The 12,549-nt window shown below is 35.1% G+C and carries 7 protein-coding genes; 4 read left to right on the forward strand and 3 right to left on the reverse strand.

The features are described from left to right. Window positions 1-10 precede the first annotated feature (10 nt). Window positions 11-1,339: an MFS transporter gene (locus tag B0E44_RS02620; protein WP_174565123.1), complete on the reverse strand. Its 1,329-nt coding sequence runs from the start codon at window positions 1,337-1,339 to the stop codon at window positions 11-13. A gap of 743 nt (window positions 1,340-2,082) precedes the next feature. Next, window positions 2,083-3,105 carry a LacI family DNA-binding transcriptional regulator gene (locus B0E44_RS02630; protein ID WP_077370660.1) on the reverse strand — a complete coding sequence of 341 codons (1,023 nt, stop codon included), beginning with the start codon at window positions 3,103-3,105 and terminating at the stop codon, window positions 2,083-2,085. 244 nt (window positions 3,106-3,349) lie between these two features. Between B0E44_RS02630 and B0E44_RS02635 the strand changes: the two genes are divergently transcribed. From B0E44_RS02635 to B0E44_RS02650, 4 genes are all read left to right on the forward strand, one after another. Further along, complete coding sequence (locus B0E44_RS02635) at window positions 3,350-6,289, forward strand: SusC/RagA family TonB-linked outer membrane protein (RefSeq protein WP_077370653.1); 2,940 nt, start codon at window positions 3,350-3,352, stop codon at window positions 6,287-6,289. Between the two features lie 16 nt (window positions 6,290-6,305). Further along, window positions 6,306-7,892 (forward strand): RagB/SusD family nutrient uptake outer membrane protein, encoded by a 1,587-nt coding sequence (locus tag B0E44_RS02640; protein WP_077370654.1) that lies wholly within the window; start codon window positions 6,306-6,308, stop codon window positions 7,890-7,892. Between the two features lie 24 nt (window positions 7,893-7,916). After that, window positions 7,917-8,987, forward strand: a complete 1,071-nt coding sequence (locus B0E44_RS02645; RefSeq protein ID WP_077370655.1) for a SusE domain-containing protein — start codon at window positions 7,917-7,919, stop codon at window positions 8,985-8,987. Window positions 8,988-9,064: 77 nt separating this feature from the next. Beyond that, complete coding sequence (locus B0E44_RS02650) at window positions 9,065-11,968, forward strand: alpha-amylase family glycosyl hydrolase (protein ID WP_077370656.1); 2,904 nt, start codon at window positions 9,065-9,067, stop codon at window positions 11,966-11,968. Between the two features lie 297 nt (window positions 11,969-12,265). Here the strand turns inward: B0E44_RS02650 and B0E44_RS18730 are convergent. Continuing rightward, window positions 12,266-12,549: DUF3244 domain-containing protein (locus tag B0E44_RS18730; protein WP_165688756.1), on the reverse strand; the 284-nt coding region annotated here is incomplete at its 5' end.

Below are 12,549 nucleotides of genomic sequence, written 5' to 3' on the forward strand. Positions count from 1 at the left end.
TTATTTTATTTTAATGCTGTCCTTTTTCTTTTACAAAAAATACAGCTGAACCTGCAATTAACATAGATACTCCAGCAATTACAATAATAGTCATTGGATTACCTCCAAAAAGGGCTATCAAAGTACTTCCTAATAGGCCTGCTGCAATTTGAGGAATGGTAATTGTTGCATTAAAAAGTCCCATATAGACTCCCATTTTATCTGCTGGTAATGAACCTGAAAGCATTGCATAAGGCATTGCCAAAATAGCGGCCCAAGCTAATCCAACCCCAGAAATCGATAACAATAACATGTTTTTGTCCTCAACCAGAAACATAGAAATCAATCCTAAACCTCCTAACACAAGTGAAAAACTGTAGGTTTTTTTTCTTCCAATTGATTTTGCAATCGAAGGGATTAACAAAGAAAACAAAGCAGCTACTCCACTATAGAAAGCAAACATTACTCCTGTCCAATCCCCAGCTTCGTTGAAACCAACTGATTTTGCATCGAGAGCAACTCCATGTCCCCAAACTTGATTGGCAATGGCTCTTGTAGTGTAAACCCACATTAAAAACAAGGCAAACCAAGAGAAAAATTGGACAACTCCCAACTGCCAAAAGATTTTTGGCGCATTTCCTATCAATGTAATAAAGCTTGTTTTTTCCTTTTCGCCAGAAGCATTTAGATCAATTTTATTGTATTCTGCATGCTCTTTGGGAGCATACTCTTTGGTTCTTAAAACAGTCCATAGAACACTTCCTAATAATATAGCCCCTCCAATATAAAAAGACCAAATAACCGATTCGGCAACTTTTTCACCAGCTTCCGGTACATTAGACATTCCAATTTTAACTAAAATCCAAGGTAATAGTGATCCAAAAACAGCTCCAAAATTGATTAGCGCGCTTTGAAGCGAATACCCAAGATTGCGTTGTTCGTCATTTACCATATCTCCTACAAGAGCTCTAAATGGCTGCATTGTTACATTAAAAGAAGTATCCATTAACAATAACATTACGGCTCCAAATAACAAAGGCGGTAATAAAAATGTGAAATATTCCGCATTTGGCATAAAGAACATTGCCAAAGCCGAAACAATCGCTCCAAAAAATATAAATGGAATACGACGTCCTAATTTTGTCCAGGTTTTGTCACTCGAAAGACCTATAATAGGTTGTACTACTAAACCAGCCAATGGGGCAGCCAACCAAAAATAACCTATGCTATGAACATCGGCTCCTAAAGCTTCTAATATTCTACTTGTGTTTCCATTTTGCAAAGAATAGCCTATTTGAACCCCTAAGAATCCAAAACTTAAATTCCATATTTGCCAAAAACTTAACTTTGGTTTTTCCATTATTAAAAATTTACATATTTACTTGATAAACACACTGTTTATCCCATAGTTTTTTTTTGATTAAATCAACTAAGATTGATAATGAAAAATTACAAACAATACAAAATGAAGTTTGGTTCAAATTATTTTTATCAAAACAAACTTGCCTATCGAAACAGATCTGTTCATTATTTTTAGAATAATTAAGATTCATTAACTTCAAAAATGACATAAAATAGCCTTTCTTGAATTTAACAACTTCTATAAAAATTTGATTTGATAAAACAATGGAATAGTTAAAGAGATTTATCTTAATTGACAAACTTTCATCAAAATCATTAACCATACACTTGTAAAAATTCATTAAATCACAATACTATTTATGAATTCTTTTTTTTTAAAATTTCATCGTATTCGAACAAACAAAACACGATAAAATTAACGTTATAAAAAACTCATCTTATTTTCGAAGTAAAAGAAAAGCTATAAACGTGGAGTAAATGTATAAAAATATTTTTTGTTTATATTCAGTAAAACCTAAAAATTATCATTTTTTTTAACTACAAGGTTGTAGTAATTAATAAAATACGTATTTTTTTTGCAAAATATTTTAGAATTGATAAAACAAAAAAATCGAACAGAGTTGAATCCATTCGATTTTTATTTTAGTATTAATCACAAAAGCAAGAATTACATCATAATTAATTTTACTTTTCAAAAAGGTTAAGAAAACTAAAAACAATGCTTTTGGGCTTTCAAAAAATTTATCCTGTAGATTCCCTTTCAACAAGATAGGTTTCAATAACCTCAGTTATGTAATTTTCTTCTTCAGATTCATCCTCAGATTCCAATCGGTCGATAATGATTTTCGCTGCACGATTTCCCATTTTTACACCGCTTTGGCTCACTGTAGTAATAGTTGGTGTCGAATATTTTGAAATCATACCATCCGTAAAAGCAATCACTGCAAGGTCTTTTGGCACATTCAATCCAATTTTATTAGCTGTTTTGATACAGGTTACGGCAAAAATTTCATTTACAGCAAAAACTGCATCAATAGCTTCATCTTCCAGTAATTTACCAATAATGATTTCACAGGTATCAATATCTTCAATTTTAATAATCAAGTGTTCATCAAATGGCAAATTGTTGTCCAATAATGCTTTGATATAACCATCGGTTCTTAATTTACCGACACTTACATAATCGACAGTTGTGACCAAAGCAATTTTTTTACGGCCTTTATCAATCAAGCTTTGTACCGCCTCATAAGCCGCTTGTTTGTCATCAATGATTACTTTATCACAAAATACCTCATTGGTTACACGGTCAAACATTACAACAGGCATTCCTTGATTAATCACTTCGGTAATATGATGAAAATCTCCTTTAAATTGAGTTTCTTTAGACAATGACATGATAAATCCGTCTATACTTCCATTGGCCAAAAGTTCCATATTTAAAACTTCCTTATCAAATGAATCATCGGAAAGACAAATAACTACACTATAGCCATTTTCATTGGCTATTTGTTCTATACCATTGATAACGGTAGAAAAAAAATGGTGTACAATTTCGGGGATAATGATACCGATTGTTTTGGTTTTTCGGTTTTTAAGACTAAGTGCAATATTATTGGGTTTGTAATGATAAAATTTTGCAAATGCCTGAACTTTCAATCTTGTTTCTTCACCAATTTCGGGACTATTTCTTAAAGATTTTGAAACAGTTGAAATTGAAACATCCAGTTCTTTAGCAATTTGCTTAAGCGTTATTTTTTTCTTCATAAAATGTGGCATTACTATATTGAACTATTCATTTCTTAATAAAGATAACATTATTTTTTATTTATTGTAAATATTCGCATAAAAATAAATATAAAAAGCAAAGTTTTCAACACTATCACGTTTTCGTAGCGCTCTATCGTTTTCGTCATGTTGAGCGTGTTAATTAATTCTTAATTTTGAAATTCGAAGTAAAGAAAACTTAAACAAAACTTAACCAAAAAAACAATTAATTTAAACAAAAAGTATGAAAACAATTTATAGAAAGTTGTTATTTTTATTACTCTTGCTTCCGTTTTGTGCAATAGCCCAGAACAAAGTTGAGGGAACGGTACTTGATAATACATCAGGTCAACCTATTCCGGGAGTAAATGTAAAAATAGAAGGAAGCGCCTCTGGTGTTTCAACGGGTTTTGACGGTAAATTTCAATTGACCAATGTAAAACCAACAGATGTGTTAAGCATATCTTACATGGGTTATACAACTAGGACGGTTGTTGTTGGGAATCAAGCCTCGTTAACAATCAAACTTCAAGAGGATTCAAATCAATTAAAAGAAGTTGTAGTTCAAGTAGGATACGGTTCTGTTAAGAAAAAAGATGCTACTGGAGGTGTTACTGCTTTGGGAACTAAAGACTTTAACAAAGGTCCTGTAGTATCTGCCGATGCAATGATTACTGGTAGAGTTGCCGGTATGCAAGTAATTACTGGTGGTGGTTCTCCTGGAGAGGGCGCAACAATTAGAATTCGTCAAGGATCTTCTTTGACTGCAAACAATGACCCTTTATATGTTATTGATGGTGTTGCTGTACAAGCTGGAGGAATTAACGGAGGTAGAAATCCATTATCTACTATCAACCAAAACAATATTGAGTCTATTTCTGTTTTGAAAGATGCTTCTGCTACTGCTATTTACGGATCTCGTGCATCTAACGGGGTTGTAATCATTACTACGAAAAAAGGAAAATCTGGAGACCTTAAAGTTTCTTATAATGGAAATTTCCAGGTTTCTCAAGTTACCAATGATGTAAATGTTTTATCTTCTGATGAGTACAACACTTTTGTAAATGCCAATGGTACTGCTAATCAAGTAGGTTTATTAGGAAGCGCATCGACTGACTGGCAAAAAGAAATTTACAGAACAGCTTACGGAACTGATAACAATATTGCCCTTAGTGGTGGTGTTGATAATCTTACCTATAGAGCTTCTGTTGGTTATGCTAACTTACAAGGTATTTTACTTCGTGATAATTTACAAAGAACTACTTTGCAAGCTGCCTTGGTTGGAAACTTCTTTGACAAGCATTTAAGAGTGGAGTTAAACAACAACACTTCTTCTATGGTGAATAACTACAGTAATCGTGCTGCGGTGGGAACAGCTGTAACCTTCGACCCTACTCAAGCGGTGAAAAATGCTGATGGATCATACTTTCAATGGTATAGAGACCCTTCAACTATTGAAACACTGGCCCCTTCAAACCCTTTGTCTTTAATCACACAACAAAATAATTATGGTACTTCTTTTAGAAGTATTGGTAATATTCAATTTGATTATAAAATGCACTTCTTGCCAGAATTAAAAGCGACTGCTAACTTTGGTTATGACCAAAACAGTGGTGTATCTTACGGAGATACCAGCTTTGGTTTTAAAAACGGTTTGAGCGGATCTGGTTATGGCAATAGCTATGAAAATACTGCCACTAATTTTAATAAATTGATGGATTTGTATTTAAACTATAAGGGAACAGTTGAAGCTGCAAGTTTGGTTTATGATGTAACTGCAGGTTATAACTACCAAAATTTCTATAACAATGGTGTTAACTCAAGTTTAAACTATGAGAAAAACCAAACAATAACCAACCCACAGATTCCAAGTAATTTAAATTTGCAATCTTTCTTTGCTAGAGGTAATTTTGCTTTTGCAGATAAATATTTACTTACTGCATCCTATAGATATGACGGAACTTCTCGCTTTACCACAGACAACCGTTGGGCTGGTTTCCCTGCTGTTGCTGCTGCATGGAAAATTAATGAAGAAGGTTTCTTAAAAGATGTAGAGGCTGTTTCATCTCTTAAACTAAGATTAAGCTGGGGGGTAACTGGACAACAAGACATCGGAACTATCTATCCTTCAATACCATTATATCAAGTATCAAATAGTTCAGCACAATATCCATTTGGAGGGACTTATTACAACACTTACAGACCAGAGCCTTACAACAGTAACCTAAAATGGGAACAAACAGAAGCAACGAATATTGGTCTTGATTTTGGTTTCTTGAAAAACAGAATTACAGGTACAGTTGATGTTTATAAAAAGGAAACTGAAGATTTATTATTGAGAACATTTAATCCTGCTTTCTTTGGATTCTCAGATCAGGACAATTATAATATTGGATCAGTAGAAGCCGAAGGAATTGAGGTTGCTGCCAACTTTATTCCTGTAAAAGATGATAATTGGGAATGGAACATTGGAGGTAACATTACGTTCCAAAACAGTGAGGTTACTAAATTAACAACAACCCAAGCGAACACACCAGGTCTTAATGTGGGTGGAATCTCTGGAGGTACAGGTAACACTATCCAAAATCTACAAGTAGGATATGCACCAAATTCATTTTTGGTATTTGAGCAAGCATACGGAGCTGATGGTAAACCATTAGATGGGGTATTTATCGACCGTAATAAAGATGGTGTTATTAACGATAAAGATTTATATCGTTTTCACAAGCCAAGTGCTGATATTTTTTACGGAGCTAACACAAGTTTAGCTTATAAAAATTGGTTATTTGCAATGAATATTAGAGGAAGTTGGGGTAACTACAACTACAATAACGTAGATTCTAGTAATGGTACTGTATCTAATGTTCTACCTGCGAATGGTGAGTATTTAACTAATGGAACAAGCGATTTATTATATACTGGCTTTCAAACCACTAACGACAGACAAATACACTCAGATTACTATGTTCAAGACGCTTCATTTGTTAGATTAGACAACGTAAGTCTTGGTTATACTTTTAACCAAAAAGCAAATGCACCATTGATTCAACTAACGGCTGCAGCTCAAAACGTTTTGGTAATCTCTGACTACAAAGGATTAGACCCTGAAATTTCTAATGGTATTGATACTAATTTCTATCCAAGACCAATCACTTTCACGTTAGGTTTAAACGTTAACTTCTAACATAATAACAAGAAAAATGAAAAAGATACAAATAAAATTATTGGGTATTTCTTTGTTAATGATGATGGGATTCCTTTCATCATGTACTGGAGATTTAGTCCAAGAACCTGAAGGACAAGTTGCTATTCCTGGAGAAGAATTCTATAGTAGTCCAGCTTCATACAAACAAAGTTTGGCAAAACTTTATGCAGGATTTGCCACTACTGGTCAACAAGGTCCTGCTGGAGACGCAGACGTTTCTGGTGATGAAGGAGCCAGTCAATACATTAGAGGTCTTTGGTTAATGCAAGAATTGACTACAGATGAGGCGGTTATTGGATGGAATGATGGTTCTATCAAAGATTTTCACTCTCAAACCTGGACAGATAGAGATGCATTTATCAAATCTACATTCTACAGAATCTCTTTCCAAATTGTAAATTGTAATGAGTTTTTAAGACAAACTACAGATGCAAAATTGGATGGTAGAGGAGTAGATGCTGCAACTAAAGCAGACGTAAAAGATTTTAGAGCAGAAGTACGTTTCTTAAGAGCTTTGTCTTACTGGCACTTAGTAGATTGTTTTGGTGGAGGTTCTCTAGTTACTGAGGATTCACCATCTGACTTCAATTACCCTGCATATTCTACTAGAGCTGAACTATATGCTTTCATCGATTCTGAATTGACTGCAATCAGCTCAGAGCTAAAAGCACCTAAATCAAATGAGGCATATCGTGTAGACCAAGCAGCTGCTTGGATGTTACAAGCTAAATTGTATATGAATGCTAAAGTTTATATTGGAACTGATAAATATGCAGATGCTTTACCTTTAATCAATAAAGTAATTGCTTCTCCATATAGCATCCATAACAATTACAACCAATTGTTTTTTGCCGATAATGATACCAATGGATCACAAAACGAATTCATTTTTGCTATCGCTTTTGATGGTTTAAAAACACAAACGTATGGGGGAACTACTTTCCTAACTCACGCACCTGTTGGAGGATCTATGGTCCCTAAAGATTTTGGAATCAACGGTGGTTGGGGTGGTATCAGAACAACATCTGCTTTTGTTGATAAATTCCCAGCTGGAAACACTGACACAAGAGGTAAATTTTGGACTGATGGTCAATCTAAAGAAATTAATAATATAGGATCATTTACAGACGGTTATGCTGTTCAGAAATTCAGAAACATAAAAGTAAACGGCAGCCAAGGATCTGATGCTTCAGGAGATTTCGTTGATATTGATTTTCCAATTTTCCGTTTGGCTGATGCTTATTTAATGTACGCTGAGTGTGCACTAAGAGGTTCTGGAAGTTTAAGTACAGCTACAACCTATGTAAATGCTATAAGAACAAGAGCAAATACAACTACTATCAATCAAACTGATTTAACACTTGATTTTATTCTGGACGAAAGAGCTAGAGAATTCCATTTTGAAGCACAAAGAAGAACAGATTTGGTTCGTTTTGGCAAATTTACTGGTGGATCATACATTTGGCCTTGGAAAGGTGGTGTAAAAACTGGAGCTCCAACACAAAGTTTCAGAGACATTTTCCCAATTCCTGCTGATGCTATTGTGGCAAACCAAAATTTAATACAAAACCCTGGATACTAACAAACTAATTTAAAATTAACGAAAATGAAAAATATAACTAAAACAATAATTGCTTTGTTCGCTATTGTAGCGTTCTCATGTACACAAGATGATGTGGAAAACAGACCAGTAATCACCCCTGGAGATGCTCCTGTTATGACTGCCCCTACAGCAGGTGCAATATATGTATTGTCTCCTGATAATGCTGCTGCCACTGCTGAGCGTTTCACTTGGGATTCAGCCACTTTTGGCGGAGATGTTGAAGTAACTTACTCTGTACAAATGGATAAAAAAGGTGGAAATTTCTCTGCACCAGAAACTTTAGGTTCAGTGGTTTCTGCTAACCAAGTTGCCGTTACCGTTGAAGTAATGAACGGTGCAGCATTAGGATTGGGTGCGACTCCATTTGCAGCTGCTGAGTACGACGTAAGAGTAGTAGCTACAACAGGAACTGCTACTTCTATTGTTTCTGCCATTACTGCAATTGTGGTAACTCCTTACACAACTGAAAGCCCTAAATTATGGCTTCCTGGAAGTTATCAAGCTGCATCAGGATATGGATCTGACTGGACTCCATCAACTGGACCACAACTTGAATCTTCTGGATATGGACAAACTGATTTTGAAGGATATGTGTATTTCGCTGCTCCAGGAAAATATAAAATGACTGCGCAACCTGCTTGGGGACCTGTTGATTATGGAATGGGAGCAACTGCAGGAACAATTGATCCAAAAGGAGGAGATATTGATATGCCAACAGCTGGTTACTACTTGTTTAAAGCTGACACAGCTCCTGCAAAATTAACTTATTCTGCCACTGCTACAGTTTGGGGAATTGTTGGAAGCGCAACACCAGGAGGATGGGATAACAGTACTGCCATGACTTATGATAAAGCTACTAAATTATGGAAAGTAACAGCTACACTTACAACTGGTGCATGGAAATTTAGAGCTAATAATGGTTGGGATATTAATTTAGGTGCTATTAAACCAACTGCGGATGGTGTTCATTTAGAATACGGAGGTGCTGATATTTCTGTTGATGCAGGAAACTACACTATCACATTAGACTTAAGTACTCCTAGAGTATACAAATACACTATTACTAAAAACTAATTTTAGTTTCATTTTAAAAAGGGCTATCTTTAATGGATAGCCCTTTTTTTATATAAAACAAAAAACAAGTAAAGATTATGAAAAAACTTATACTTTTATTATTGTTATTTGTCTCGTTGAGCAGTATTGCTCAAATACAAACGGCAACTTATTCCATAAGTCCATCCACATTTGAAGAAACCACTTCTATTACAATCACAATTAATGGCAGTAGTATTAATGAAAGCACTTGGAGCGTTACAGGAAATGCACTGTATTTATGGGCTTGGGCATTCGATCTAGATGACACAACTTCAAAAGGGACTCCTCTTAATGGTAGTTGGGAAGCTTCAGATGAAGCAAGTAAATTTACCTATAATGCAGGAAGCGATACTTATACTAAGACATTTGTTCCAGCCACTTATTATAACACAACTAATATTGGTAAAATAGGGTTTTTAATAAAAGCTAAAAATGGAACAGGAGACAAAAAATCTCAAGATATGTTTGCAGAAGTTGGTGCTTTTCAAGTCAACCTAACTTCGCCTCTTCAAAACAGTACGACTATTTTAGCTTCAGGAGGAAGTCTTTCAATTGCCGCTACCAATACTAATGGTGTTGCCAGTTATAATTTAAAATCAAATGGGATTAGTATCAATGCTAATGCTAGCACTTCAAATTATTCGTTTACCCATACCAACATTACCGACAACCAAAACTACGAATTGGAGGTAACTCAAGGAGCAACTATTATTACCAAAAAATTTACTGTCGTTATTAATCCAAATACAATTTCCGAAACTATCCCAGCTGGGATGGTCGATGGAATCAATTACAATCCAGCCGATGCAACCAAAGCTACTTTAGTACTTGATGCCCCTTTAAAAGATTTTGTATATGTAGCTGGAAGCTTTAACAATTGGCAGCCGGGAACTTCTTTCGCTATGAAAAAAGATGCAACAGCTGGTTCGACTAAATTTTGGTTAGAACTAACTGGACTTGTATCTGGAACAAATTATACGTATCAATATTGGGTAGGAGAATCAACTCCAATTGCCAATTCTCCAGCACTTGTAAAAACTGCTGATCCCTATTCGACTTTGGTATTATCACCTTATGATGATCAATATATTCCAGCATCTACTTATCCTAATATGCCTGTATATCCAACTGGTCAGGACAAAGAAGTAACCGTTTTACAAACAGGACAAACTCCTTATGCTTGGAGTACAGCTACGACAAATTTTGTAAAACCTGAAAAAGATAAATTGGTTGTATATGAAGTGTTAGTAAGAGATTTTGACGCCAACAGAAACTACCAAGATTTAATCAATCGTATCGATTATTTTAAAAAATTAAAAATCAATGCCATTGAACTAATGCCAGTAATGGAATTCGAAGGCAATGAAAGTTGGGGATATAACACTTCTTTTCACATGGCTTTAGACAAATTTTACGGCCCTTCTACCAAATTAAAAGAATTGATAGACTTATGTCACCAAAACGGAATTGCAGTAATTCTGGATGTGGCCCTGAATCACGCTTTCGGAAGAAATCCAATGATTCACATGTGGATGAATGATCCAGATGGCGATGGATATGGTTCGCCAACTACGGAGAATCCTTATTTCAATACCGTTGCAATGCACAGCTATAACGTAGGTGAAGACTTTAATCACCAATTACCTAGAACTCAAAACTATGTGAAACGTGTAATCAAGCAATGGATAGAAGAATACAAAATTGACGGTTTCCGTTGGGACTTAACCAAAGGATTTACACAAAATTGCCCCTCAAATGTTTCTGGTGGACAAGAAGCCTGTACTGGTAACTACCAACAAGACCGTGTAGATCTATTAAAAACCTATGCGGACTACTCATGGTCATTAGACCCAACACACTATACCATTTTTGAGCATTTAGGCGGAGATACCGAAGAAAAAGAATGGGCAAATTACAGATTTACAGAAACTCCAAGCAAAGGAGTAATGATGTGGGGTAATTTAAACAATAATTACAACCAATTGTCGATGGGGTATAATTCAAATAACGATATTTCAAGAATGTATGGCCCTAAGCATAGCGGTTTTCTAGGAAATAGAGTTATAGGATACGCCGAAAGTCATGATGAAGAGCGTTTGATGTATAAAAATCTACAATTCGGAAACACGGCAAATGCTTCACATAATGTAAAAAATCTTAATATAGCTTTATCCAGAATGTCTGCTATAGGCGCCGTTTCCTTATTAATTCCGGGACCAAAAATGATATGGCATTTTGGTGATTTAGGAAATGAGGCTTCTATTTTTACTTGTACCGATGGTATCGTTAATACCCCTTCGGATGCTGCAAATGGCGATTGTAAATTATCAACCAAACCACAGCCACAATGGGTAAATGACTGGCTTGCTAACGACTCCAGAAATAAAATCTTCTATGATTGGTCAAGAATGATTGGATTAAAGACTACAGAAGCCGTATTCTCAGGCACAGCTACTATAGCATCAAGTGTAACATTAACTCCAAACATTAAAATCACCAACAGTGCTTTAGCCACTACAGATCTTAAAGATGTACTTATTATTGCCAATTTTGATGTAACTGCCCAAAATGTAGCTACAGGTTTCCAATACACTGGTTCTTGGTACAATCTTATGGATAATACACCATACACGGTAACCGATGCTAATGCTACTATCACTTTGCAGCCAGGAGAATTTAGAATCTACGGGAATAAAACCACGACTTTAGCGACTACCGATTTTGAAGTTTTGAAAGACATTTATATATACCCAAATCCAGCTTCGAGTTATTTTACGTTAAATACCAGTACTTCCAAAGTTCAAATTTATTCTGTAACAGGGCAACTAGTTAAAACTTTTACAAAAAATCAAGCTAAAGATCATCAATATAGCATAAGTGATTTAGATAACGGAATGTACCTTGTTAAAGTTTACAATGACGAAAATCAAATAAAAGTGATGAAGTTCATCAAACAATAAATATTTTTGAGTTAGTTTTTTATGCAATCAGCCATCAAATTAAGTTTTGGTGGCTTTTTTCTATCGAAATTTTAAAACAAAGTAATAAGGGCATGCCCCAAGGGTCGGGCTGTCCATTGTATCTTTTCTTTTCCCGAAAGAAGGAAAAGAAAAGGATGCCATTTCCATCCCTCATGCAAATTCGTTTTTCAGAAGAAATTCATATTAAATAAGACATAAAACAAAAAAAAGCCCCAAAGAGGAGCTGTTTTGTTTTTATAAATTCGAAGTAAGTATTGTTCTTAAAAAACAACCCAATTAATTTAGCGCTGCCACATTTTGGCTCTTCATTTTCAGATCCCCTTTGTACACTTCGGCAACCGATTTTCTCGATAAGTTTGAAACTTTATTGCTGATAACAATCTCGTGTGTCACTTTCTTTTGACTGGTTTCCACTTCTAGGAAGTAAACCCCGTCAGGAAACTCCTCAAGACTATAAGTCTTCTCAATTCCTGCTTTACCTGTTGCGGTTTCAGAATAGATTACATTGTGGAATTTATCGTAGATCGTTACAGTAGCCTTTTGAATTTCATTCACCGAAA

The sequence above is a fragment of the Flavobacterium sp. A45 genome, from assembly GCF_002001005.1.
Taxonomy (GTDB): Bacteria; Bacteroidota; Bacteroidia; order Flavobacteriales; family Flavobacteriaceae; genus Flavobacterium.

What these genes read in the sequence shown, in the direction of transcription:
- B0E44_RS02620 (WP_174565123.1), bottom strand. Translation starts at nt 1,339, where the DNA reads ATGGAAAAACCAAAGTTAAGTTTTTGGCAAATATGGAATTTAAGTTTT.
- B0E44_RS02630 (WP_077370660.1), bottom strand. Translation starts at nt 3,105, where the DNA reads ATGAAGAAAAAAATAACGCTTAAGCAAATTGCTAAAGAACTGGATGTT.
- B0E44_RS02640 (WP_077370654.1), top strand. Translation starts at nt 6,306, where the DNA reads ATGAAAAAGATACAAATAAAATTATTGGGTATTTCTTTGTTAATGATG.
- B0E44_RS02645 (WP_077370655.1), top strand. Translation starts at nt 7,917, where the DNA reads ATGAAAAATATAACTAAAACAATAATTGCTTTGTTCGCTATTGTAGCG.
- B0E44_RS02635 (WP_077370653.1), top strand. Translation starts at nt 3,350, where the DNA reads ATGAAAACAATTTATAGAAAGTTGTTATTTTTATTACTCTTGCTTCCG.
- B0E44_RS02650 (WP_077370656.1), top strand. Translation starts at nt 9,065, where the DNA reads ATGAAAAAACTTATACTTTTATTATTGTTATTTGTCTCGTTGAGCAGT.